This is a genomic window from Baekduia alba (assembly GCF_028416635.1).
Classification (GTDB): domain Bacteria; phylum Actinomycetota; class Thermoleophilia; order Solirubrobacterales; family Solirubrobacteraceae; genus Baekduia; species Baekduia alba.
Map to the genome: position 1 here is coordinate 3,079,663 of NZ_CP114013.1, position 23,134 is coordinate 3,102,796.

Annotated in this window: 27 protein-coding genes and 2 pseudogenes; 11 read left to right on the forward strand and 18 right to left on the reverse strand. The window is 73.0% G+C overall.

Annotation, left to right across the window (positions count from 1 at the left end):
* Positions 1–56: 56 nt before the first annotated feature.
* Together DSM104299_RS15475 and DSM104299_RS15480 are read right to left on the reverse strand one after the other, a co-directional pair.
* A complete protein-coding gene (locus tag DSM104299_RS15475; RefSeq protein WP_272472531.1) occupies positions 57–911 on the reverse strand; it encodes an NAD(+)/NADH kinase in 855 nt (284 codons plus the stop codon).
* Positions 908–1,750 (reverse strand): TlyA family RNA methyltransferase, encoded by an 843-nt coding sequence (locus DSM104299_RS15480; protein ID WP_432419747.1) that lies wholly within the window; start codon positions 1,748–1,750, stop codon positions 908–910. Before DSM104299_RS15480 ends, DSM104299_RS15475 begins: the two co-directional genes overlap by 4 nt.
* A gap of 570 nt (positions 1,751–2,320) precedes the next feature.
* Here DSM104299_RS15480 and DSM104299_RS15485 point away from each other — a divergent pair.
* Together DSM104299_RS15485 and DSM104299_RS15490 are read left to right on the forward strand one after the other, a co-directional pair.
* Positions 2,321–3,568 carry an EAL and HDOD domain-containing protein gene (locus DSM104299_RS15485; protein ID WP_272472533.1) on the forward strand — a complete coding sequence of 416 codons (1,248 nt, stop codon included), beginning with the start codon at positions 2,321–2,323 and terminating at the stop codon, positions 3,566–3,568.
* Positions 3,565–4,779: an EAL and HDOD domain-containing protein gene (locus DSM104299_RS15490; RefSeq protein ID WP_272472534.1), complete on the forward strand. Its 1,215-nt coding sequence runs from the start codon at positions 3,565–3,567 to the stop codon at positions 4,777–4,779. The genes DSM104299_RS15485 and DSM104299_RS15490 overlap by 4 nt, the downstream gene beginning before the upstream one ends.
* Here DSM104299_RS15490 and DSM104299_RS15495 read toward each other — a convergent pair.
* From DSM104299_RS15495 to efp, 8 genes and pseudogenes are all read right to left on the reverse strand, one after another.
* Positions 4,776–5,759, reverse strand: a complete 984-nt coding sequence (locus tag DSM104299_RS15495) for an alpha/beta hydrolase (protein ID WP_272472535.1) — start codon at positions 5,757–5,759, stop codon at positions 4,776–4,778. The genes DSM104299_RS15490 and DSM104299_RS15495 overlap by 4 nt on opposite strands.
* Positions 5,760–5,762: 3 nt before the next feature.
* A complete protein-coding gene (gene dxs / locus DSM104299_RS15500; protein ID WP_272472536.1) occupies positions 5,763–7,751 on the reverse strand; it encodes a 1-deoxy-D-xylulose-5-phosphate synthase in 1,989 nt (662 codons plus the stop codon).
* Complete coding sequence (locus DSM104299_RS15505; RefSeq protein ID WP_272472537.1) at positions 7,748–8,626, reverse strand: polyprenyl synthetase family protein; 879 nt, start codon at positions 8,624–8,626, stop codon at positions 7,748–7,750. Before DSM104299_RS15505 ends, dxs begins: the two co-directional genes overlap by 4 nt.
* 11 nt (positions 8,627–8,637) lie before the next feature.
* Positions 8,638–8,856: a hypothetical protein gene (locus DSM104299_RS15510; RefSeq protein WP_272472538.1), complete on the reverse strand. Its 219-nt coding sequence runs from the start codon at positions 8,854–8,856 to the stop codon at positions 8,638–8,640.
* A 37-nt stretch (positions 8,857–8,893) separates the two neighbouring features.
* Positions 8,894–9,142 (reverse strand): hypothetical protein, encoded by a 249-nt coding sequence (locus tag DSM104299_RS15515; protein WP_272472539.1) that lies wholly within the window; start codon positions 9,140–9,142, stop codon positions 8,894–8,896.
* 28 nt (positions 9,143–9,170) lie between these two features.
* Positions 9,171–9,227: pseudogene (locus DSM104299_RS29565) on the reverse strand (hypothetical protein); the annotation flags it as partial.
* A gap of 34 nt (positions 9,228–9,261) precedes the next feature.
* A complete protein-coding gene (locus DSM104299_RS15520) occupies positions 9,262–9,687 on the reverse strand; it encodes a transcription antitermination protein NusB (RefSeq protein ID WP_272472540.1) in 426 nt (141 codons plus the stop codon).
* On the reverse strand, positions 9,687–10,247 hold the full coding sequence (efp, locus tag DSM104299_RS15525) for an elongation factor P (protein WP_272472541.1): 561 nt from the start codon (positions 10,245–10,247) through the stop codon (positions 9,687–9,689). The genes DSM104299_RS15520 and efp overlap by 1 nt, the downstream gene beginning before the upstream one ends.
* A 143-nt stretch (positions 10,248–10,390) precedes the next feature.
* On the opposite strand from efp, the gene DSM104299_RS15530 reads away from it, so the two are divergent.
* Positions 10,391–11,626 (forward strand): tyrosinase family protein, encoded by a 1,236-nt coding sequence (locus DSM104299_RS15530; RefSeq protein WP_272472542.1) that lies wholly within the window; start codon positions 10,391–10,393, stop codon positions 11,624–11,626.
* A gap of 127 nt (positions 11,627–11,753) precedes the next feature.
* Here the strand turns inward: DSM104299_RS15530 and DSM104299_RS15535 are convergent, their stop codons facing one another.
* Both DSM104299_RS15535 and DSM104299_RS15540 read right to left on the reverse strand, forming a co-directional pair.
* The gene (locus DSM104299_RS15535) at positions 11,754–11,966 is read right to left on the reverse strand and encodes a hypothetical protein (protein ID WP_272472543.1); all 213 of its coding nucleotides are present in this window, start codon (positions 11,964–11,966) and stop codon (positions 11,754–11,756) included.
* Positions 11,967–12,086: 120 nt separating this feature from the next.
* Positions 12,087–12,290 (reverse strand): cold-shock protein, encoded by a 204-nt coding sequence (locus tag DSM104299_RS15540; protein ID WP_028072862.1) that lies wholly within the window; start codon positions 12,288–12,290, stop codon positions 12,087–12,089.
* Positions 12,291–12,443: 153 nt separating this feature from the next.
* Here DSM104299_RS15540 and DSM104299_RS15545 point away from each other — a divergent pair, with 153 nt between their 5' ends.
* The gene (locus DSM104299_RS15545) at positions 12,444–12,794 is read left to right on the forward strand and encodes a hypothetical protein (protein WP_272472544.1); all 351 of its coding nucleotides are present in this window, start codon (positions 12,444–12,446) and stop codon (positions 12,792–12,794) included.
* 52 nt (positions 12,795–12,846) lie between these two features.
* Positions 12,847–13,464: a hypothetical protein gene (locus tag DSM104299_RS15550; RefSeq protein WP_272472545.1), complete on the forward strand. Its 618-nt coding sequence runs from the start codon at positions 12,847–12,849 to the stop codon at positions 13,462–13,464.
* A gap of 28 nt (positions 13,465–13,492) precedes the next feature.
* Here DSM104299_RS15550 and DSM104299_RS15555 read toward each other — a convergent pair.
* Positions 13,493–13,819: pseudogene (locus DSM104299_RS15555) on the reverse strand (dihydrofolate reductase family protein); the annotation flags it as partial.
* Between the two features lie 90 nt (positions 13,820–13,909).
* Here DSM104299_RS15555 and ligA point away from each other — a divergent pair.
* Positions 13,910–15,925 carry an NAD-dependent DNA ligase LigA gene (gene ligA / locus DSM104299_RS15560; protein WP_349294462.1) on the forward strand — a complete coding sequence of 672 codons (2,016 nt, stop codon included), beginning with the start codon at positions 13,910–13,912 and terminating at the stop codon, positions 15,923–15,925.
* A gap of 78 nt (positions 15,926–16,003) precedes the next feature.
* Here ligA and glgP read toward each other — a convergent pair whose 3' ends face one another.
* Together glgP and DSM104299_RS15570 are read right to left on the reverse strand one after the other, a co-directional pair.
* Positions 16,004–18,133: an alpha-glucan family phosphorylase gene (glgP, locus tag DSM104299_RS15565; protein WP_272472548.1), complete on the reverse strand. Its 2,130-nt coding sequence runs from the start codon at positions 18,131–18,133 to the stop codon at positions 16,004–16,006.
* Positions 18,130–18,333, reverse strand: a complete 204-nt coding sequence (locus DSM104299_RS15570; RefSeq protein WP_272472549.1) for a hypothetical protein — start codon at positions 18,331–18,333, stop codon at positions 18,130–18,132. The genes glgP and DSM104299_RS15570 overlap by 4 nt, the downstream gene beginning before the upstream one ends.
* A gap of 21 nt (positions 18,334–18,354) precedes the next feature.
* Between DSM104299_RS15570 and DSM104299_RS15575 the strand changes: the two genes are divergently transcribed.
* A complete protein-coding gene (locus tag DSM104299_RS15575; RefSeq protein WP_272472550.1) occupies positions 18,355–18,963 on the forward strand; it encodes a C40 family peptidase in 609 nt (202 codons plus the stop codon).
* Here the strand turns inward: DSM104299_RS15575 and DSM104299_RS15580 are convergent.
* On the reverse strand, positions 18,960–19,676 hold the full coding sequence (locus tag DSM104299_RS15580) for a 2OG-Fe(II) oxygenase (RefSeq protein ID WP_272472551.1): 717 nt from the start codon (positions 19,674–19,676) through the stop codon (positions 18,960–18,962). The genes DSM104299_RS15575 and DSM104299_RS15580 overlap by 4 nt on opposite strands.
* A 57-nt stretch (positions 19,677–19,733) precedes the next feature.
* Here DSM104299_RS15580 and DSM104299_RS15585 point away from each other — a divergent pair, with 57 nt between their 5' ends.
* Positions 19,734–21,545 carry an ABC-F family ATP-binding cassette domain-containing protein gene (locus DSM104299_RS15585; RefSeq protein ID WP_272472552.1) on the forward strand — a complete coding sequence of 604 codons (1,812 nt, stop codon included), beginning with the start codon at positions 19,734–19,736 and terminating at the stop codon, positions 21,543–21,545.
* Positions 21,546–21,549: 4 nt separating this feature from the next.
* Here DSM104299_RS15585 and DSM104299_RS15590 read toward each other — a convergent pair whose 3' ends face one another.
* Positions 21,550–22,005, reverse strand: a complete 456-nt coding sequence (locus DSM104299_RS15590) for a hypothetical protein (RefSeq protein ID WP_272472553.1) — start codon at positions 22,003–22,005, stop codon at positions 21,550–21,552.
* A gap of 23 nt (positions 22,006–22,028) precedes the next feature.
* Positions 22,029–22,226, reverse strand: coding sequence for an SDR family oxidoreductase (locus DSM104299_RS15595; RefSeq protein WP_272472554.1), 198 nt, complete (start codon positions 22,224–22,226; stop codon positions 22,029–22,031).
* Here DSM104299_RS15595 and DSM104299_RS15600 point away from each other — a divergent pair.
* Genes DSM104299_RS15600 through DSM104299_RS15610 form a run of 3 tightly spaced genes read left to right on the forward strand, consistent with a single transcriptional unit; the run spans position 22,204 to position 23,121 of the window.
* Positions 22,204–22,377 carry a hypothetical protein gene (locus tag DSM104299_RS15600; protein WP_272472555.1) on the forward strand — a complete coding sequence of 58 codons (174 nt, stop codon included), beginning with the start codon at positions 22,204–22,206 and terminating at the stop codon, positions 22,375–22,377. The genes DSM104299_RS15595 and DSM104299_RS15600 overlap by 23 nt on opposite strands.
* Positions 22,378–22,387: 10 nt before the next feature.
* Positions 22,388–22,720, forward strand: coding sequence for a translation initiation factor (locus DSM104299_RS15605; protein ID WP_272472556.1), 333 nt, complete (start codon positions 22,388–22,390; stop codon positions 22,718–22,720).
* 23 nt (positions 22,721–22,743) lie between these two features.
* A complete protein-coding gene (locus tag DSM104299_RS15610) occupies positions 22,744–23,121 on the forward strand; it encodes an FKBP-type peptidyl-prolyl cis-trans isomerase (RefSeq protein ID WP_272472557.1) in 378 nt (125 codons plus the stop codon).
* The last annotated feature ends 13 nt before the right edge of the window (positions 23,122–23,134 follow it).

A 23,134-nucleotide genomic window follows, 5' to 3' on the forward strand; every position in this document is an offset into this window, starting at 1 on the left:
AAGTTGCAGCGAAGCGAACGCACGCTCGCCACGAACCGAGCGCCTTCCGACAGGACCTAGGACGCCAGCCGCCCGAACCGCTCGCGCACCCGCAGGTAGAACGACGACCCCGGCAGCTGCGCCAGGTCCGCCGCCTCGCGCACGAACCGCGACGCCAGCGCCTCGCCCGGCGACAGCTCCCCCGCCGGCCGGCCGTCGATCGACACGTCGACCGGCTCCAGCCCGCGGTTGTGGACCTCCAGGACGTCGTCGGGCGACACCACCAGCGCGCGCGCCGTCAACGAGTGCGGCGCGATGAAGGACACCACGTAGCCCTCCACGCCCCAGGCCAGGACCGGGCCGCCGTTGGCCAGGTTGTAGCCCGTCGAGCCCGCGGGCGTCGAGATCACGAGCCCGTCGCAGCGCACGCGGCCGACCTCCTGGCCGTCCACGACGTAGGCCAGCGTCGCCACGCGCTCGCCGACCTTGCGGTGGAAGGACACGTCGTTGATCGCGGCCTGCTCCTCGCTCGGCGTCTCGAGCGCCAGCGCGGGTAGCGTCATCACCTCGAACTCGCCGCGGAACGCCTTTGCGAACCCTTCCCCCACCTCGTCGGGGTCGATCGTCGCCAGGAACCCGACCTCGCCGAAGTTCACCGCGAACACGGGCACGCTCGTCCCCGCGTAGCGCCGCAGCGCGCGCAGGATCGTACCGTCGCCGCCGAGGACCACGCACAGGTCGACGTCGTCGCTCAGCGGCGCGTCGAGCTCGAGCCCCTCGGCGGGCGTCAGCCCGTGCTTGGCGACCTCCTCGCGGTCGAAGCGCAGCACGAAGCCGGCGTCGATCGCCGCGTGCCGCAGCGACTCCAGCGCGGCAGCGGTCTGCCCCGGGCGACCGTGCGTCATCACGGTCGCCAGCTTGACGGCGTTCACAGGCTGCCCTCCACCGCGGCGGCCGCGGCCTCGATCCCGGGGTCGTCCAGCGCACCGGCGCGGCCACCTTCGGCCAGCCAGACGAAGGACTCCAAGTTGCCCTTCGGCCCCGGCAGCCCCGACGAGGCGAAGCCGAGCACCGAGCACCCGCACGCGTCCCGCGCGGCGCGCGCGACGGCCACGAACGCGCCGATGCGCTCCGCCGCGTCGCGCACCACGCCGCCGGATCCGATCCGGTCGCGCCCCACCTCGAACTGCGGCTTGACCATCGCCAGCGCGTCGAAGCCCGCGGGGTCGGCGCACGCCAGCACCGCCGGCAGGACCTTCGTGAGCGAGATGAACGAGACGTCGGCGACGATCAGGTCCGGGGCGTACGGCAGCTGCTCGGGCGTCATCTGGCGCGCGTTGGAACGCTCGATGACCGTGACGCGCTCGTCCGTGCGCAGCGACCAGTGCAGCTCGCCGTAGGCGACGTCGTAGGCCACGACATGCGCCGCCCCCTCCTGCAGCAGGAGATCGGTGAACCCGCCGGTCGACGCGCCCACGTCCAGGCATCGGCGATCGCGCACGTCCACGCCGAGCCCCGCCACGGCGTTGGCGAGCTTCACGCCCCCGCGCGACACGAACCGCGGCTTGTCGTCGACCGCCACGTCGATGTCCTCGCGCACCATCTGCCCCGCCTTGCTCGCCCGCTCGCCGCCGACGCGCACCTCGCCGGCCATCACCGACGCGGCCGCGCGCGAGCGCGAGTCGAACAGGCCGCGCTGATGCAGCAGGGTGTCCAACCGGACCTTGACCACGAGCGACACCGTATCCGGCGCCGCTTCGCTACGCCGCATCCGACGGCCGCACGACCAGCACGACGTCCTCCGCCACGTGCGCCCGGGCGCGCGCCGGGCCGCGGCCGACGCGCTCGGCGTGCAGGCGCCCGACGGCGGCCTCCGGCATCGTCTCGTCAGGAGACGACCGCCGCCCGTGCGCGGCGACCCTCGTCAAGGATCCGCACGCCTGCGAGGCGGTCAAGCGGCCGCCGGGGCACCCGCCGGGGCTCGATCGCGCAACCCGCACAGGCGGGCTGACCGGCGGTCGCGACGCCGCTCAGGCGACCACTGTGTCCCCTGTCACAGTGCTTCGCCCCGACAAGGGGCATAGTGGTTGCAGAGCGAACGAGACGGCGGCCAGCGAGAGCGCCACGCAGGACCCAAGACTTCTCTCATCGCTCGCCGGCTCTTCGGAGCCGGACCCACATACGACACATAGCAGTATCTCTCCTCCCCTGAAACGGCCCACCTCTCCGGTGGGCCGTTTCTCTTTAAGCGGTTGAGCGGGTCGGACCAGAAGCGGACGCCCTTTCGATCCCGAGCGGGGAACGCTCCAGATCCACACCGCCCCGGCCGACGAACCAAGCGATGGCCGAGCACGTCGCCTTGGCGGCCACCGCGCCCCCTGCCCCCAGCTTCGCCGACGCCGAGGTCCTCTTCGCGCGCCAGCCGATCCTGGACGCCGACAGCCGCCTCGCCGGCTACGAGCTCCTGTACCGCGGGGACACCGGCAGCGAGTCGCCGCACGCGGCCACGTCGCGGGTCGCCGCCAGCGCGCTCTCCGACCTCGGCCTGCGCCAGGCCACCGGCGGCGCGCCCGCGTTCATCAACGTCACCACCGAGTTCCTGCTCGCCATGGACCCGCTCCCGTTCGGGCCCGAGGGCGTCGTCCTGGAGATCGCGGCCGACCGCGTCCCCGACGGCCCGCTGCTGGACCGCTTGAGCCGCCTGCGCCAGCACGGCTACATGCTCGCGCTCGACGGCTACGCCGGACAGCCCGGCGCTGACCCGCTGCTGGACTTCGCCACGCTCGCCAAGGTCGAGGCGCGCGGCGTCGGCGCCGCCGGCCTCGCGGTCCTCGTCGCGCGCCTGCGCGCTCGCGGCATCCGGCCGATCGCCAATGGCGTCGAGGCCCACAGCGATCACGATCGTTGCGCGGACGCGGGCTTCGAGCTCTTCCAGGGCGACTTCGTCTGCAGGCCGCGCGAGATCATCGGCCACAGCGTCCCCACCGCGTCGATCGGCGCGCTGCGCCTGGCCGCCGGGATCAGCGCGGGCGACGAGGGCGACGTCGACGAGCTCGAGAAGGCGATCGCGCTGGACCCGGGCCTGAGCCTGCGGCTGCTCCGCTTCGTCAACAGCGCGGCGTTCAGCCTGCGCCACCAGATCAAGTCGGTCCGTCAGGCGATCGTCCTGCTCGGCCCGCGCACGGTGCGCCAGTGGGCGATGCTGCTCCTGCTGTCGGGCATCGACGAGCAGCGCGGACCGCTGCTGATCACGGCGCTCAGCCGGGGCCGCACGTGCGAGGCGATCGCCCGGCGCCTCGGCGCCGACGACGCGTCCGCCTACTTCTTCACCGGCATGCTCTCGGTCGTCGACGCGCTGCTCGACCTCCCGATGGACGAGGCGATCCGCGACCTCCCGCTGTCGGAGGACGTCGTCGCCGCGCTCGTCGACCGGGCGGGCGGCAAGGGCCGCACGCTGACGATGGCCGAGGCCTGCGAGCGCGGCGCCTGGGACGACGCGGCGCTGCCGGGCCTGGACGCCGGCGAGCTGGCGGTCCTCCACGTCGAGGCCCTCACGTGGGCCGATGGAACGGCGGCGGGGCTGACGTGAGTGTCGGCGTCGCGGCGCCGGCCGAGGCCCCGCGCGTCCTGTTCGCCCGTCAGGCGATCGTCGCGCGCGGCGGACGCCTCGCTGGCTACGAGCTGCTCTACCGCGGTCCGCGCGACGCCGACGGCCAGATCCCGGACGCCGAGCACGCGACCTGCCAGGTGCTGGTCGGCGCGTTCGCCGAGGTCGGCCTCAGCCACGCCGTCGGCGGCACGAGCGCGTTCCTCAACGTCACCGAACGCTTCCTGCGCGAGGTCGACCCGCTGCCGCTGACGCCGGACACGACGGTCCTGGAGCTGCTGGAAGACGCCACGCCGTCCCCGCCGCTGATGGACCGCCTGCGCGCGCTGCGCGCCCAGGGCTTCCGGATCGCGCTCGACGACTTCGCGCCGACCACGGCCAACCGCCCGCTGCTCGACGTCGCCGACATCGTCAAGGTCGACCTGCGCGCAAGCTCCCGGCGCGAGGCGAGCAAGCTCATCCGATCGCTCGCCGACCGCGGGCTGACCGTCGTGGCCGAGAAGGTCGAGGATCAGGAGGAGTACGACTGGTCGGCCGCGGCGGGCGCAACGCTGTTCCAGGGGTACTTCTTCTGCAAGCCGATGGAGCTGGCCGGCACCGAGATCCGCGCCGCGTCGATCGCGCGCCTGCGCGCGGCCGCCGGGTTGACCCAGCCCGACGCCGGCGTCGAGGCGATCGAGCAGGCCGTCCGGGTCGACCCGCACCTGAGCCTGCGGCTGCTGCAGCAGCTCAACTCGGCGGCGGTGTCGCTGCCCAACCGGATCTCGTCGATTCGCCAGGGCGTGATGCTGCTCGGGCCGCGCACCGTGCGCCAGTGGGCCCTCGTGCTGCTGCTGGCCGGGATCGGCGAGCAGCGCGGCCCGCTGCTGGCGACCGCGCTGGCGCGGGCCCGGACGCTGGAGACCGTCGCGAGCATCAAGGGCGCCGGCGACCCCGAAGCGTGGTTCTCGGTCGGCATGCTGTCGGTGTGCGACGCGCTGGCCAACGCCCCGTTGGCCGAGGTCGTCGGCGAGCTGCCGCTGGCCGAAGACGTGATCGCGGCACTGGTCGAGCGCTCAGGCGTCAAGGGCGAGGCGCTGGCCAACGCGATCGCCTGCGAGCGCGCCGAGCTGCCGGCGACCGACCCGCGGATCTTCCTGATGGCCTACGCGGACGCGGTCGCCTGGGCGGACGCGCACGCGGCCGGCGCCTAGCGCTGGCTGCGGACGCCGTCGGCGTCGCGGGCGCCGTCGCCCAGCCAGCCGATCAGCTCGCCGGTGGCGTCCACGACCCCGCCCCAGCGCAGGAACCCGTGGACCATGTCCTCGAAGACGCGCTGCTGGACGTCGATGCCGGCGTCCCCCAGCAGGGTCGCGAGGCGCAGGCCGTCGTCGCGCAGCGGGTCCTGGCCGGCGACCGCGATCCGGGTCGGCGGCACGCCGTCCCAGTCGGTCGCGACCAGCGGCGCGAGGTCCGGGTCGTCGTCGGCGCCGTCGCCGCGGTAGAAGCCCCAGCAGCGCTGGATGTCGGCCTTGGTCAGCATCGGGCCGTGCTCGAACTCGCGCATCGCGTCGCTGGCGACCGTGGGATCCAGGCACGGGTAGACCAGCAGCAGCTCGCGCAGCGCCGGGAGCCCGTCGATCCGGGCGTGGCGCGCGGCGACGAGCGCGAGCTGGCCGCCGGCGCTGTCGCCGCCCAGCGTGACCGCCGCAGCGTCGACCGCGAGCTGCTCGGCGCCGGCCGCGCGCGCCCAGCGCACGATCGCGTCGGCGTCGCCGACCTGCACCGGCCAGTGGTGCTCGGGCGCCAGGCGGTACTCGGGCAGCAGCACCTTGGCCCCGGACGCGTTGGCCAGCGACCGGCCGACGCGGTCGAACGTCGGGATGTCGCCGACATACCAGCCGCCGCCGTGCAGCCAGACCACCAGCTCGCGCGCGTCCGGCGCGTGCAGCGGCGTGTAGAGGCGCGCGGGCAGCCGCGCGCCGTCGTCGGTCGGGATGACGACGTCGACCGCGGAGGCGACGGGCTCGGCCGCGCCGCCCAACCGGATCGTGGAGTCCAGGTAGGCCGCGCGCTCGGCGGCCAGATCCGCCGGGGTCGGCTCCAGCGTGCCGGGATCGGAGATGTCGCCCATCGCGCGCAGCAGCGCCCGCACCTGCGGATGCACGGCGGCGAGGTCGTCGTCGCCGGCCAAGGCCTAGGCCTCGGACAGCACTTCGCCGCGGCCCGCGAACAGCGCGGCCTCGACACGGCGGGCGACGTCGCGGCCCGTGAAGCCGACCTCGGCGTGCAGCAGCGCGGGCTTGCCGTGCGTGACGTAGCGGTCGGGCAAGCCGACGCGCAGCATCCGCGGCACCGTGCGGGTGGGTGGGACCGAATCATTGAGCGCCTCCCACACGCCGGAGCCGAAGCCGCCGGTCAGGACGCCCTCCTCCACGGTGACGAGCAGCTCGTGGTCGGCGGCCAGGGTCCGCAGCAGCTCGATGTCCAGTGGCTTGGCGAAGCGCGCGTCGACGACGGTGACGTCGAGGTCGTCCTGCTCGGCCAGCAGGTCGGCGGCTTCGAGCGCCTTGCCGACGCCCGAGCCGTAGCCGATCAGCGCGACCCTCGCGCCCTCGCGCAGGACCTCGCCCTTGCCGACCGGGATCGCGTGGACCTCGCGCGCGTCGGGCAGGGCGACCCCTACGCCTTCGCCGCGCGGGTAGCGCAGGCCGAAGGGCCCGCCCTGGGTCAGCGCCGTGCGCAGCAGGTGCTTGAGCTGCGCCTCGTCGCGCGGGGCGGCGAGCGTGATGTTCGGCAGCGGGCGCAGGTAGGCGATGTCGAAGACGCCGTGGTGCGTCGGGCCGTCGTCGCCGACCAGGCCGGCGCGGTCCATCGCGAACGTGACGTCGAGCTCCTGCAGGCAGACGTCGTGGACGATCTGGTCGAACGCGCGCTGCAGGAAGGTGGAGTAGATCGCGCAGACGGGCTTGGCGCCCTCCAGCGCGAGGCCGGACGCGAACAGCACGGCCTGCTGCTCGGCGATGCCGACGTCGAAGTAGTGCTCGGGCTCGGCCTTCTGCAGGAGGTTGAGCCCGGTGCCGGAGTTCATCGCCGCTGTGATGCCGACGACGCGGCGGTCGCGGCGGACCTCGTCGATCAGCGCCTCGCCGAAGACCTGCGTGTACTGCGGGACGACGGGCTTGGCGGCGGCGATCTTCTCGGGCGACGGCTTGACGACGATCGTCGGCGCGCGGTTGGTGATCGAGTTGGGCTTGGCGGCATGCCACTTCTCCATGCCCTCCAGGCCGCCGTCCTCGGCCGCCGTGAAGCCCTTGCCCTTGACGGTCGCGGTGTGGACGACGACCGGCCGGCCGGCCTCCAGCGCGGCCTTCAGCGCGCGGCGCATGGCGCGCACGTCGTGGCCGTCGATGACGCCCATGTAGGCCCAATCGAGCTCCTCCCAGAAGAGCCCCGGCGCCCAGAACGACTTGATGGACTCCTTCAGCTGCGGGCCGAGGCGGTCGAACGCCGCGCCGATGCCGCCGGGCAGCGTCGTCAGCTTCTCCTCGACGCCCTCGCGGGCGTGCCACAGCTTCGGGTTGAGGCGGACGCGGTTGAAGTAGCGCGACAGCGCGCCGACGTTCGGCGCGATCGACATCCCGTTGTCGTTGAGGACGACGACGATCGGCGTGCCCAGGCCGCCGGCCTGGTGGATCGCCTCGAACGCGACGCCGCCGGTCATGGCGCCGTCGCCGATCACCGCCACGACCCTGCCGGCGTCGACGTCGCCCGCGAGCTTCATGCCCTCCTTGATCCCGACGGCATAGCCGATCGAGGTCGAGGCGTGGCCCGCGCCCATGATGTCGTGCTCGGACTCCTGGATCGCGCAGAACGGCGCGAGCCCCTCGTACTGGCGGATCGTCGAGAGCTCGTCGCGGCGGCCCGTGAGGATCTTGTGCGGGTAGGCCTGGTGGCCGACGTCCCACAGGATCTTGTCCTTGGGCGAGTCGAGCACGGAGTGCAGGGCCACCGCGACCTCGCACATGCCGAGGTTGGCGCCGAAGTGGCCGCCGATCTCCCCGACCGTGTCGATGATGTGCTCGCGAACCTCCTGCGCGACCTGCACCAGCTGATCCTCCGACAGGCCGTGGAGGTCCTGGGGCCGGTCGATGCGGTCGAGGAGGCGTTCGGGAGGTTGGCTCATGAAGTCCGGGTGAAGATGAAGTCGGTGATCTGCTCCAGCTCGGGCGCGCCGTGCGGAGCGGAACTGGAAAGGGTAGCCCTGGCGGCCGCATGGGAGTCGGCTGCGAGCTTCCTGGCGCCCTCGAGTCCGAACTCGGTGACGTAGGTGGTCTTGCCGTGGCGCTCGTCGCTGCCCTGCGGCTTGCCCAGTCCCTCGTCGGTGCCGATGACGTCGAGGATGTCGTCGACGATCTGGAACAGGACGCCCAGCTCGCCCGCGAAGCGCCGCCAGCCGAGGGTCTCGTCGGCGTCGTCGCGGACGCCGGCGAGCAGCAGGACGCAGACGACCGACGCGCCGATCAGGCGGCCGGTCTTCAGCTCGTGCAGGCGGCGGAGGTCGGCCGGGGTCTCGGCCGCGCCGGCCACGTCCAGGTACTGGCCGCCAACCATGCCGTCGACGCCGGTCGCGGCGGCCAGCTCGCGCGCGGCGGACAGGACGCGGGCCGGCTCGCCGGGCTGAGCGCTGAGCAGGTGGCGGAACGCCTCGGCGTAGAGCGCGTCGCCGGCCAGGATCGCGACGTCCTCGCCGAACTTGACGTGGCAGGTCGGACGGCCGCGGCGCAGGTCGTCGTCGTCCATCGCCGGGAGGTCGTCGTGGATCAGGCTGTAGGTGTGGATCAGCTCCAGCGCCGCGGCGAGCGGCAAGACGCTCTGCGGATCCACCTGGACCGCGGAGGCGGTGGCCAGCGCGAGGACCGGCCGGATGCGCTTGCCGCCGGCCAGGAGGCTGTAGCGCATGGCGTCCTCGAGGCCGTCGGTGCGCGGTGCGCGGCTGGGGAAGCGCAGAGCTTCGAGGTAGACGTCGACCTGCGCGCGGAGGTGGTCCGGGTAGACCACGGCCTGAACGCTCAGAGCAGCGGGTCCTGACCGGGATGCGGCTCGGCGGCTGCGGCGCGCGAGAGCCGGTCGAGCTCCGCCGAGGCCTGCGAGGCGAGCGACGCGGCGTCCTCGACCAGGGTCGCGGCGGCGTCCGGGGACACGTCGCCCGAGCGCAGCTGCTCGGCGGCGCGCTCCAGGCGCGTGACCAGCACGTCGAGCTGGGATGCGGCGTCGTCGGTGGTGCTCACGCCGGTCATTGTGCCGCAGCGGGCGGCGGCCGGGGCGTCAGCCGCCGTCGAGATCGGCGAGGTCGATGGTGGTGGTCTTCTCCGCGGGCTTGGCCGGCGGCGGGTCGTCGTGGCCGAGGTCGGCGAGGTCGACGGAGGTCTTGGGGTCCTCGCGGGCGGGCGGCGCGGCGGTGGGGCTAGCCAGCGACACGTGCCCGAGCGGCGTGCCGGCGTAGCGGTAGCCGGCGCCGCCGAGCGCGTCGGCGTGCAGCTCCTGGCCGCCGTGCAGTGCGGCGCCGGAGATCACGTACACCTCGGCCGGCGGGCTGGTCGGTGACGACGACGTCCGGGCGCCCGTCGCCGTCCACGTCGCGGCCGCCCGCGACGGTCGCGCCGACCGTAACGCGGTCGGCGGCCGGTCGTCGTTCAGCCGTCCGCCGGGGTCTCGGCGGCGGCGGCGCGCCGCTCGCGCAGCGCCGCGGCCAGGATCCCGTTCACGAACTTCGGCGCGTCGGCGCCGCAGAACTCCTTGGTGGTCTCGATCGCCTCGTCGATCGCGCCCTCGGCCGGGATCGGCGTGTCGGCCGGGACCGCGTCGGGGTGGATCATCTCCAGCAGCGCGACGCGCATGATCGCCTTCTCCAACGGCGCGATGCGGTCGATGGTCCAGCCCTTGGCATGGCGCTCGATCACGCCGTCGAGGTCGGCGGCGTAGTCCGACGACGCGTACGCCAGCGCACGCGTGAAGGTCGACGCGTTGTTGTCGAACACGTCGTCGAGCTCACGGCCCGTGACGTCGTGCTGGTAGAGGGCGAACGCCGCGGCGCGGCGCTGATCGGAACGGCGGGACATCAGGCCCGCGACATGTACTCGCCGGACTCCGTCTGGATCTTGACGCGGTCGCCGATGTTGACGAACAGCGGGACCTGGATCACGGCGCCGGTCTCGACGGTCGCGGGCTTGTTGCCGCCGCCGGAGGCCGTGTCGCCGCGCAGGCCCGGCTCGGTCTCGGTGACCTCGAGCTCGACCGAGGCCGGAAGCTGGATCGAGGACGGCGTGCCGTCCATGAACACCACGTCGACCTCGTCGGACGGCTTGGTCCAGCGCAGCGTGTCGGCCAGGCCGGACGCCGGGACCGCCATCTGCTCGTAGGACTCGGTGTCCATGAAGTGCGCGTCGGACTCGTCGGAGTACAGGTACTGCATCTTGCGCGCCTCGGTCCGGATCGCGCGGAACTTCTCGCCGGCGCGGAACGTCTTGTCGATGATGTTGCCGTCGCTCACCCGGCGCAGCTTCGTCCGCACGAACGCCGGCCCCTTCCCGGGCTTGACGTGCTGGAACTCGACGACCTTGAAGATCGTGCCGTCGACTTCGATGTGGTTGCCGTTCTTGAGCTGGTTGGTGCTGATCAAGGTGATTGCCTTGCGACGTTGAGGGAGCTGACCGCTAGATGGTAGGCATCCGAGCCGGTGAACGTCCTTGACCCGCGGGAGTAGGATCGGCACACAGCCGTGGCTTCGAGCGTCGCGGCACCAACCGAGAGGACGGCTTTCCCATGGCAGCGTCGTCGGTCGTCTCGCGCGAGGACATCCGGAGCTGGGCTCCGGACTCGCCCAAGCTCCACCTCTTGCGCAAGGGCATCGAGGGCATGCAGGCGCTCTCGGAGCAGTCGCTGATGGACGAGCGCGGCTACCAGTACATGGCCGGCGTCCACGGTGGGTTCGGCAACACGCCGTACTGCCAGCACAGCAGCGCGAACTTCGTCACCTGGCACCGGCCCTACCTCCTGGACTTCGAGCTCAAGCTCCGCGCCCAGATCGCCAAGGTCGCCGACCAGGCGACCGCCGACGAGTGGCGGCTGCCGTACTGGAAGTGGGACGACCCGGAGGTCGCCGGGATCCCCGACGCGTTCACCGCCGAGACCTACGACGACGCCGGGACCGAGCGGCCCAACCCGCTGCTGAGCCAGCCCTACCTTCTGCCGTACCCGATCAGCGACACCGATCCGCCCTACGACGCGACGTGGCGGGACCCGCGCCCGATCCAGGAGCTGCGCGACCTGCGCGAGACCGTCGAGCGCGCGCTGGGCGAGCCGGCGTTCTTCGACTTCACCGGCGACCTCGAGCAGGCCCACAACGGCGTGCACCGCTGGGCGCGCGGCTTCATGCTCAGCCTGCGGTCGTCGTTCGACCCCATCTTCTGGTGCCACCACTGCAACGTCGACCGCCAGTTCTGGGACTGGCAGACCAACGCCGGCGACCAGGCGTCGATCCCGCTCGCGGTCCGCAACTTCGAGTGCCTGCCGTTCCGGTTCACCGACATCCGCGCCGCCGCGTTCTTCGACACGCGCGCGCTGGGCTACACGTATGCGATCGAGCGCCAGCTCGTCGTGCCCGACGAGGCCGCCGCCGGCGACGGCGGCCGCCTGCTGTCGTTCCCGGCCCCGCCCGCGCGCTTCGACCGCGTGCGCGTGAACTTCCACGGCGTCACGTACCCGGAGCTGACGACCACGGTCGTCCTGTCCGAGGACGACGTCGCCCTGGCCGAGCACACGATCCTCGGCCACGGCCGGTGCCCGGGCGGCGAGGGCCATTGCGACCCCGACCAGCAGACCGGCCGAGCCCTGCGTCCGGCCCACCACCGCGCGCCGTTTGACTTCTTCGTGGACGTCACGAAGCACTTCCAGGGCGGCGGGCCGGTCCAGATCCTGATGCGCCTCGTCGACGCCGACGATCGGCCGCTGCCCTCCGACACCATCAGCTTCGACAACGCCACGCTCACGTTCCGGTAGGAACCGCGCGAGGTCGAGGTGGCGCCGGAGGCCAAGCGCGAGGAGACCCGCACGCGGCGGGTCGTCCTAGACGCTGGAGATGCTGCGCGCCGGGAAGACGCGCAGGTGAGGAACGGCGGCGACGGCGCTAGCCGTCGAGCTGCGCGAGGCCGCGCGTGAGCTGCCAGGCCTCTTCGGTGCCGGCCTCGTCGTCGGGCTGCGCCTCGTCGGCGAGGATGCCGTTGACGCCTTCGCGCTTGCGGACGGCGGCGCGGGCCGCCTTCTCCGCACGCTTCTCGCGCTGGCGGTTCTCACGGCTGAGCTTCGCCATGGTGGTCTTCTTCTTGCCGCTGGAGGCCATAGTGGTCCGTCCTTCGGTTGCTGGTTCTCGAATGTCTCCTGAGTGTCTTCACGCGCGCCGTGCGCGCAAACGACTGAGGGCCCGCTCGCGCGGGCCCCTGGTCCTGCGAGTCCGGTGGTTCTAGATGACCTGGACGTTGGCAGCCGACGGGCCCTTGGGGCCCTGCTCGGCCTCGTAGCTCACCTTGGCGCCCTCGGCGAGCGACTTGAAGCCGCTGCCCTGGATCGCGCTGTGGTGGACGAAGAGATCCTTGCCCGAGTCATCGGGCGTGATGAAGCCGAAGCCCTTGTCGTCGTTGAACCACTTCACGGTTCCTGTAGCCATTTTGCGCTGTCCTCCGGTGTTGGTGTGCGGCGGTACGCGGAGGCGCTGAGAGCGACGACTGCGGAAACGCGGAACACATAGATGCCGAGCAGGGTGCTCGACCTTGAGTCCCCAGTCTAGCGATCGGACGGGACGGTGCCGTAGCGTCCCCTTATGAGCCAGCCGACGTTCCCCCTGATCGTCCACGACGACGAGCGCTCGGTGCTCCGCACCGCGCTCGACGTCTACCGCGGCGACTTCGGCCACGACGAGCAGGCGATCGTCGCCCTGGTCGACGAGGTCCTCGCCGCCCTGCCCGCCGAGGAGACGACCCCGCTCGACCTCGACGCGGCCGCGATGAAGGTCACCTACGGCGCCCTGCACGGGCTGCTCGAGGACTCCCAGCGCACGCAGGAGGACGACCGCGCGCACCTCCGCGCGCTGCTCGAGCGCCTGCCGGGCGAGCACGACATCCGCGCGATCGACCTCGACACCGAGCTGCGGCGGCGGCGCGAGCAGGGCTAGCGCGCGCCGGCACCGCGGTTCCCTCCTGCCGCTCGCCGCTGCCGTGGCCGTGATGTCGCTCGCCGCCTCCGCCGGCGCCGCGCCGATCCCGGACCTCACCACACTCCCCCAGGCCACCGGCGCCGCGGCGACCGGCCGCATCTGGTTCGTGTCCAAGCAGGGCGGCAAGGTCGGCGTCCTGGATCCCAAGACCAAGCACATCGGCGTGCTGCGCACCGGGAAGCAGATCGAGAACTCCTTCGCCGTGGACCGCGACGCGGTCTACATCGTCTCCGACCGGCGCATGTACTGGTTCTCCTACAAGAACGGCAAGCCGCGCGTCGACTGGCCGGTCGCCTACGAGAACTCCGGGATCCACGAGTCCAGCCAGGTCGACGCCGTCTCCGGCACCACGCCGACGATCGTGTCCGGCGGCTACGTCGCGATCGCCGACAACGCCGACCCGATGAACGTGGTGGTCTACCGGACCGCGATCAAGCCGATGGGCAAGCGCACGGTCTGCGCGGTCCCGGTCTTCGCCAAGGGCGCCGGCGCGACCGAGAACTGGCTCATCGGCTCGGGGCGCTCGCTGATCGTGCAGAACAAGTACGCCGGGATCGCGGTGGCGCCAGACGCGTCGCTGAACGTCGGCGTGATCGGCGGCCTGGTCCGCCTCGCCGACGCCCGCTGAGTCAGCCGTGCAGGCTGGGCCGGTGGACGAGCCGGGCGACGACGTCGACGCCGTCACCGCTCACGACGGTCGCGTCCGGCCAGTCGAGCGGGCCTTCTAGCGTGGTCGACACGACCGTCGCCGGCATGTTCCGCATCCGCGTGACCCACGGGTCGCGCACGTCCCTCGGTGCTCGAGGCCAGCATCTCCACGAACTGCCGGATGGTGTTGGCCCGAAGACCATCCGCCGCTCCGCGTCGAACGAGGCGAGGCGGTGGTCGAGCAGGTCGGGGCCCTGCTTGCCCCAGTCGCCGCCGTCGACCGAGCCGAAGCCGTCGAGGCTCGAGAAGATGTCGAAGGTGTAGGTCGCGGTCATGATGCGCTCCTCTGGTCGCGTTGATCGGGGCTGAGGCTCAGACGGGCAGGCCCGGCGGAACTCATCGCGACGACCGTCGCGGATGCCACCATGGGCGGCGTGACGACGAAGGCCATCGCTGCCCGCATCGAGGAGCTGACCGCCGAGGTCCGGAAGCTCAACGACGACTACTACGGGGCGGGCGACAGCGCGATCCCGGACGCGGACTACGACGCGCTCAAGGATGAGCTGACCGCCCTCGTCGCCGAGCACCCGGACCTGGAGCCGGCGGACTCGCCGCTGGACAAGGTCAACGCGCCCGAGCAGCTCACCGGCCCGACGATCCGCCACGCGCGGCCGATGCTCTCGCTGGCCAAGGCGACGACCGAGGAGGCGATCCAGACCTTCTGCGGGCGCTTCGAGGGCCAGGTCTTCCGCGTGTCGGAGAAGCTCGACGGCCTGAGCCTGTCGATCGTCTACGAGGACGGCAAGCTCGACTACGTCGCCACGCGCGGCACCGGCACGCTCGGCGAGCTCGTCACCGACAAGGCGCGCCACGTCATCCCCGAGCTGCCGGCCAAGATCCGGCGCAAGGGGCGGGTCGAGGTCCGCGGCGAGGCGCTGATGGCCCGCTCGACCTGGCAGGCCTACAACGACGCCCATCCCGACAAGCCGCTGACCAACCCGCGCAACGGCGCGGCCGGGACGCTGATGCAGAAGGACCCGGAGGCCGCGGCCCGGTCCGGGCGCCTGCTGCGCTTCTTCGCGTTCGGCGCCGAGCAGGCCGACGGGACCGCGATCGACCCCGAGGCGCTCAAGATCGAGCTCGTCCACCAGACGCTCTGCGCCGACGCCGGCGAGGTCATGGCGGCGATCCACGCGATCGGCGAGCGCCGCGACACGCTGGACTACGACATCGACGGCGCGGTCGTCCGCCTCCACGAGCCCGCCGCGTTCGAGGCCGCCGGCTACAACAGCGCCGAGCCGCGCGGCGCGATCGCCTTCAAGTACCCACCCGAGGAGAAGCTGACCAAGCTGCTGGCGGTCGAGTGGCAGGTCGGCAAGATCGGCCGGATCGCGCCCCGCGCCCGCGTCGAGCCGGTCTTCGTCGGCGGCGTCACCGTCGAGAACATCACGCTGCACAACCCGCGGCTGATCCGCGAGCGCGACCTGCGCATCGGCGACACGATCGCGGTCGTCCGGCGCGGCGACGTCATCCCGTTCGCCGGCCGCTCGATCCCCGAGGACCGCGACGGCACCGAGCAGGTCATCGAGCCGCCGGTGGGCTGCCCGAGCTGCGGCACCGAGCTCGAGGTCCGCGGCACCGGCGAGGAGCGCTGGTGCCCCAACCTCCAGTGCCCGGCCCAGATCACGCGCCGCCTCATGCACTGGGCGAGCCGGCCGGCCGCCGACATGGAGGGCGTCGGCGACGTCTGGATCGAGAAGCTGGCCGAGGACGGCGTCCTGAAGTCGCGCGCCGACTTCTACAAGATCACCGCCGAGCAATTGCAGGCCTACGAGCGGATGGGCGAGGTCAGCGCGCGCAACATGGTGGACTCGATCGAGCGCTCCAAGGGCCTGGGCCTGCGCCGGGCGCTGATCGGCCTCGCGATCCCGATGGCCAGCGACGGCACGGCCAAGCGCCTCGCGCTCGCCGGCTACGAGCGGCTGGAGGACGTCGCCGCCGCGACCGTGGACGAGCTCGTCGCGATCAAGGACATCGGGCCGAAGGTCGCCGAGTCGGTCGTCGCGTTCTTCGCCCGGCCCGAGGTCGTGCAGGAGATCACGGACCTGCGGTCACACGGCGTCGACCTCGACGTCCACGACGAGGACCGCCCGGTCGACGTCGCCGCCGCCGGCGACTCGCCCCTGAAGGGCAAGACGGTGGTCATCACCGGCGCCTTCACCGACCCGCGCTCGGGCGGCAAGGTCAGCCGGCCCGAGGTCACCCGCATGGTCGAGCAGGCCGCCGCCACCGCGACCTCCTCGGTCTCCGAGAACACCGACTACCTCCTGGCCGGCGCCAACGTCGGCGCCTCCAAGACGACCAAGGCCGACAAGCTCGGCGTCGCGGTCATCGACCAGGACCAGCTCTGGGCCTGGCTCAAGGAAGCAGGAGTGGCCTGATCGGCGGATCCTGCGGCCCGCACGGTCGTGGCTGACGTCGCTGGCGCAGCGGCAGCGTGCGACCGCACGTGAAGCGCGTCAGCGACCGTCGGGCGCGAGCGGGCGGCCCGCAGGGACCGCCGAGGCGTACATCTTGCGTTCGTAGTCCTGCAACATGCGCGTCGCCGAGAACTGCGGGGACAACGTCTTGAGCGAGGCCTTGACCCGGCGGGCCCAGGCGCCGTCGCCCGCGTAGTACTCGGGCACGACCTCGTCCTCGAGCAGGCGGTAGAGCGTGGCCGCGTCGCGGGCGTCCTGGGCCTGGTGGTCGGCGTCGACCTCGCCGGGCAGCGCCCAGCCGTTGGTGCCGTCGTAGGCCTCGGCCCACCAGCCGTCGAGCACCGACAGCTGCAGGCCGCCGTTGAGGACGGACTTCATCCCCGACGTCCCCGACGCCTCCAGCGGCGGGCGCGGCAGGTTGACCCAGAGGTCGCAGCCGCCGACGAGCTTCGCGGCCGACGCGAGGTCGTAGTCCGCCAGGAACACGACGCGGCCCGCGGTGCCCTCCGCCCCGCGCAGGTGCAGCAGCTGCTGGATCAGCGCCTTGCCCGGCTCGTCCTTGGGGTGCGCCTTGCCGGCGATCACCAGCTGCACCGGCCGGTCGCCGCGCAGCAGGTCCATCGCGCGCTGCGCGTCGTGGACCATCAGCGCCAGGCGCTTGTAGGTGGCGACGCGCCGCGCGAAGCCGATCGTCAGCGCGTCGGGGCCGAACGCGCTCTCGGCCGCCTGGACGAAGCCGCGCTCCTCGCCGCGCACCAGCCGGTCGCGTGGGATCCGCTCGCGCACGAGGTCCACCAGGCCCGAGCGCTGCTCGCGCCGCACGGCCATCAGGTCGGCGTCCGGGATGTCGTCGATCGCCGCCCACGTCGCGGGATCCGCCGCGCGCCCGATCCAGCCCTCGCCCAGGTGCTGGTCCAGGAGCGTGCGCATCGGCCGGCCGATCCACGTCGGGACGTGGACGCCGTTGGTGACGTGCGTGATCGGCACCTCGTCGACCGGGCGGTCCGGCCACAGCTCCTGCCACATCTCGCGCGCGACCTCGCCGTGGCGCCGCGACACCGCGTTGGTCGCCCGCGCCGTCCGGATCGCCAGCTGCGTGATCCCGAACGGCTCGTGCTCGTCCTCGGGATGCGTGCGGCCGAGCGTGAGCACCTCGCCGTCGGAGAAGCCGCGCGCCTCGATCAAGGGCTCCAACAACAGCGCGACCTCGCCGCCGGGGTAGGCGTCGTTGCCCGCCGGGACCGGCGTGTGCGTCGTGAAGACCGTGCGCCGGCGGGCGCTCTCGGCGACCTCGTCGACCGTCGCGCCCGGCTCCTCGAGCGCGCCGAACGCGGCGTGGCCCTCGTTGAGGTGGATCAGGTCGGGCTCGATGCCGAGCGCCGCCAGCGCGCGCCGCCCGCCGACGCCGAGCAAGGCATATTGGTTGAGTCGCATCTCGGGCGAGCCGACGTACAGCTGCGAGGTCGTGAAGCGCGCGAACGCCGAGTTCTCGGGCCGCTCGGCGTCGAGCAGCAGCATCGGGACGCGCCCGACGTCGACCCGCCAGATCTGCGCGACGATCTCCTCGTCGCGGACCGGGACGGTGATCGTGACCGGCGCGCCGTCGTCGCCGCGGATCAGCGCGGCCGGCAGGCGCTCGGCGTCGGTGTCCAGCCAGTACTCGCGCTGCCAGCCGGACAGGTCGATGCGCTGGCGGAAGTAGCCCTGGCGGTAGAGCAGGCCGACGGCGACGAACGGCAGCGCGCGGTCCGACGCCTCCTTGACGAGGTCGCCGGCCAGCGCGCCGAGGCCGCCGGAGTAGATCGGCAGCGACGCGTGGATCGCGTACTCGGCGCAGAAGTACGCGACGGGGCCGCCGTCGCGCGACGGCGGAGCGCCGCGGTGCTCGCCGAGGCGGCGGTCCAGCGCGGCGGCGCGGTCCAGCAGCGCGGCGTCGGCGGCCGCGGCCTGCAGGCGCTCCTGCGACGCCTCCTGCAGGAGCCGCACCGGGTTGCCGGCGCAGGCGACCCAACGGTCGGAGTCGACGGCGGCGAAGACGTCCGGCCCGTCCGGATCCCATGACCAGGCGTAGTCGTAGGCCACGCGAGCGAGCACCTCGAGCTCGGCGGGCACGCGCGCGGCGAGGCCGGCGATGGCGCGGTCGATGTCCCGGCGTCCAGCGTCGATCATGGTGAGCCCTCTACCCCCTGTCGCTCGGATGACACGGCGCCGTTGGGCGAGCCGACGTCCGCCAGGCGCTGGTGCAGGCGGTCCCGCAGCTCGTCGGGCGAGACCTCTGAGGTGTCGCGGCGGCGGCGGGCGACGACGACGCCGGTGGCGGCGACCCCGGCCAGGCCGGCGAGGCCGACGAGCTTCCAGCGGATGGGCATCGCTCGCGTAGGTTACGGACGGTGAGCGACACCGTGCTGCCCCTCGACGAGGCCCTCGCGACCGCGGCCACCGGGGACATCTGGCTCTTCCGCGGCCGCTCGCTCGCCGACCGCGCGATCCAGACCGTCACCAACAGCCCGGTCAACCACGTGGGGATGACGGTCGCGATCGACGACCTGCCGCCACTGCTGTGGCACGCCGAGCTGGGCAAGTCGCTGCCCGACGTCTGGTCGGGCACCCGCCAGCGCGGCGTGCAGTTGCACCTGCTGGGCGACGCGGTCCGCACGTGGAGCGCCCGGTACGGCCAGCGCGCCTGGCTGCGCCAGCTCGAAGGCACGCTGCGGCGCGAGCACGAGGACCGGCTGATGGAGGTCATCGACCGCTTCGACGGCCGCCCCTTCCCGACCACGCCGGGGCTCGCGCGCCAGTGGGCGACCGGCCGGCTGCGGCGCTCGTCGTCGCTGGAGACGATCTACTGCGCCGAGCTCGTGGCGACCACCTACCAGCACATGGGCCTGCTGCCCAAGCGCCGTCCGGCGTCCTGGTACGACCCCGGCCGGTTCTGGAGCGGCGACCGCATCGACATGGTCGCGCCGTTCGCGCTCGGCGGCGAGGTGCCGGTGGGCTAGCGCGCGTCGTGGAAGATCACGCCCAGCGCCGTCCGGGACCCGCGGTGGACGGTGCTGACGCCGTGGCGCAGCCCGACGCGGTGGAAGCCGCCGCGCGCGCCGGCGTTGGGCCGCACGCGGGTCGGGAAGAGGACGAACGCGCCGCGCGGCGGCGTCAGGACGTGCGCCCGCGACTGCGCGCGCGGCCGTTGCTCCATCAGCACGAACTCGCCGCCGTCGAAGTCGACGCCCGACCGCGATAGCACCGTCAGGGCCTGGAACGGGAAGAAGACGTCGCCGTAGAGGTCCTGGTGCAGCGCGTTCCAGTCGCCGGCGCCGTAGCGCAGGATCAGCGGCGTCGGGCGGTGCTGGCCCGCGCCGGCGCAGCGCTCCACGAGCTGGGCGTGGGTGGCCGGGAAGGCGTCGACCGCGCCGCCGAGCTTGGCCTCCCAGTCGTTGGCGATCGGCGCCAGACGGGCGTACAGCGCGGTGCGCAGCGCGCTGATCGTGTCCGGCAGCGGATGGTCGAAGTAGCGGTAGCGGCCGTCGCCGAAGCGGTAGCGGGCCATGTCGATGGTCGAGCGGAAGCGCGGGTCGTCGTCGAACAGCGCGGCGAGCGCGTCGCACTCGCCGTCGCCCAGCAGCGGCGCGGTGATCGCGAAGCCGCGCGCGTCGAGCTGCGCGCGCAGGTCGTCCCAGTCGAGGTCGGCGACGCGCGCCGAGATGGAGGTCATGCCCGCATGACGTGGCGGCGGTCCGCGGCGTGAGATCGGCAGGATGTCGATGACCCGATGGCCGCCACCCCCCGCAACCTCGTCAACCTCAAGTCCGTCGACAAGGGCTACGGCTCGCGTTCGGTGCTGCGCGACGTCACGCTCGGCGTCAGCGCCGGCGACCGGATCGGCATCGTCGGACGCAACGGCGACGGCAAGTCGACCCTGCTGGCGCTGATCGCCGGCAGCGAGGAGGCCGACGCCGGCGCGGTGACGCGCACGGGCGGCGTCACGCAGGCGGTGCTCGGCCAGGGCGACGAGCTGGACGCGACCCAGACGATCCGGGCCGAGCTCGTCGGCGGCCGCGCCGACCACGAGTGGGCCGCCGACGCGCGCTTCCGGTCGGTGCTCGACGGGCTGCTCGGCGGCGTCGACGTCACGCGCTTCCCCCAGGGGCTCGACACCGTCATCGCGCCGCTCAGCGGCGGCGAGCGCCGGCGCATCGCGCTGGCCGAGACGCTGCTCGACGACCCCGAGCTGCTGGTCCTCGACGAGCCGACGAACCACCTTGACGTCGAAGGCGTCGACTGGCTGGCCCGCCACCTCGCGGCGCGCCGCGGGACGCTGCTGGTCGTCACCCACGACCGCTGGTTCCTGGATGCGGTGTGCACGACCACGTGGGAGGTCGACGACGGCAGCGTGCACCAGTACGAGGGCGGCTACGCGGCCTACGTCCTGGCCCGCGCCGAGCGCGACCGCCAGGCCGCCGCGCGCGAGGACCGCCGCCAGCAGCTGATGCGCAAGGAGCTGGCGTGGCTGCGCCGCGGGCCGCCGGCGCGGACGTCGAAGCCGAAGTTCCGGATCGAGGCCGCCAACGCGCTGATCGCCGACGAGCCCGAGGCGCGCGACGGCGCCGAGCTGCTGCGCTTCGCCGCGCGGCGGCTGGGCGACAAGGTGCTCGACGCGGAGGACATCTCGTTGTCCTATGACAACGCGCAGGTGCTGGGCCGCGTCACGTGGCGCCTGGGCCCGGGCGACCGCGTCGCGCTGGTCGGGGTCAACGGCTCGGGCAAGACGTCGCTGATCCGGATCCTCGAGGGCACGCAGACGCCGGACGGCGGCAGCGTCGACCGCGGCCAGACCGTCCGGATCGCGCACCTCTCCCAGGAGACCGCGGAGATCCCGGGCGACCTGCGCGTGCTCGAGGCGCTGGAGGCCGTGCGCGGCCGGGCGACGCTGGCGGGCGGCGAGGAGCTGACGGCCGGGATGCTCGCCGAGCGCTTCGGCTTCCGCGGCGACCGCGCGCGGACGTTCGTCAAGGACTTGAGCGGCGGCGAGCGCCGGCGCCTGCAGCTGATGCGGTTGTTGATGGACGAGCCCAACGTCCTGCTGCTCGACGAGCCGACCAACGACCTGGACATCGACACGCTCACCGCGCTCGAGGACCTGCTCGACGGCTGGCCCGGGACGCTCGTGGTCGTCAGCCACGACCGGTACTTCGTCGAGCGGGTCTGCGACAACGTGTACGCCTTGATGGGCGACGGCGCGATCCGCCACCTACCCGGCGGGATCGAGCAGTACCTGGACCTGCGCCGCGCCGACGAGGCCGCGCTGGAGGCCGCGCAGGCCAGCGCGGCGCGCGCGACCACCGCGGCCGCCCCGCCCCCGTCGGGCGCCGTCGTCCGGGCCGCGCGCAAGGAGGTCGCCCGGCTGGAGCGCACGCTCGACAAGCTCGCGGCCCGCGAGGCCCAGCTGCACGAGGACATGGCCTCCGCCGCGACCGACCACGACCGCCTCCGAACGCTCGACGCCGAGCTGCGCGCGACCGTCGCCGAGCGCGACGACGTCGAGGCCGCGTGGCTGGAGCAGTCCGAGCTGCTGGAGCGTTAGCCCCTCAGCGGCCGAGCGTGCGCTCGATCGAGTGCGCCGCCTGCGGCAGCGGGCCGAGCAGCGCGCGCGTCTCGGTGATCCCGGCGCGCACCTCGGCGTCGCCGACCTCGATCGGCAGCATCGAGTCCTGCAGCTCGGAGAGCAGGCCGTCGGCGTTCTGGAACGCCTCGACCGCGTGGTCGATGTGCCCGCGCGCGCCGGACGCGTGGCCCGCCGCGCCCGCGTCGAACGTGAGCGGCGGGAAGCCGTGGCGCTGCGCGAACTCCGCGTAGGTCCGCTGCGCGCGGCCGGACGCGTGGGTGGCCGGCCGGAAGAGCACCGCCTCGAGCCGGTCGGCGTTCTGCTCGTCGAGCGCCTCGTAGGCCTCGCCCAGCGCGGCCACGGCGATCGCGATCGCGCCGGCCGCCGCCTCCAGCTCGTCGAGGAGCTGCTGCCGGCCCTCCTCGTTCGTGTACGCCATGGCGCGCAGGGTACGCGCTGTGGTCAGGCGGCGTACGTGTGCAGCGCGCCGCCGTCGACGTCGAGCGTCGTGCCGTGGACGAAGCGCGCGTCTTCGGAGGCCAGCCAGACCGCGGCCGCCGCGATGTCGGCCGGGTCGCCGAGGCGCCGGGCGGGCGTCCGGGCGAGCCAGCACGGCTGGGGCTGCCCGATCGGCTCGATGGCCTCCGAGGCGGCGGGCACCGACCCGAAGCGCGCCGGCGCGATCGCCGCGTCCCTCTTCGCCGCGGTCCAAGGCGGCCTGCTGCTCACGCAGACCGAGCAGGCGGTGTGGCCGCTGGAGGCCGCTCTGGACGGCGCGCTCGGACAGCTGCGCGCGGCGATGACCGTCTAACGTCGACGCCATGGCCAAGGGCGACATGGTGTGGTCGAGCAGCGACGGCGACCTGCGCAAGGCGCGCGGGGCGGGTGGGTCCGGGTCTATCGGCCGCCAGACGACCGGGCCGGTCAAGGTGCGCCGCGAGACCGCCGGGCGCAAGGGCAAGACCGCGACGACGATCTTCAACCTGCCGCTCAGCGACGAGGAGATCCGCGACCTCGCCGGGCAGCTCAAGAAGCGCTGCGGCGTCGGCGGCTCGTCCAAGGACGGCGTCATCGAGCTGCAGGGCGACCACCGCGACACGGTCGTCGAGGCCTTGAAGGCCAAGGGGTACGACGTGAAGCTGGCCGGCGGCTGACCGCCGCGCGGTACCGTCCCGGCATGGCCCCCAACGAGAAGCCCGCAGTCGAGGTCCCCGACGGCCCTCCGTCCTACCAGCTCGAGCTCGAGGACATCGAGCTCGGCGACGGCGACGAGGCGGTCGCCGGCAAGATCGTCGAAGTCCATTATGTCGGCGTGTCGTGGAAGAACGGCAGCCAGTTCGACGCGTCCTGGGACCGCGGCGACACCTTCAAGTTCGGGCTCGGCAAGGGCCAGGTCATCCCGGGCTGGGACCAGGGCGTGGCCGGCATGAAGGTCGGCGGCCGGCGCAAGATCACGATCCCGCCGGATCTCGCCTACGGCAAGCGCGGCGCGGGCGGGGTCATCGGCCCCGACGAGACGCTGATCTTCGTCGTGGACCTCGTCGGCGTGCGCTGAGCGAGGGCTCGCC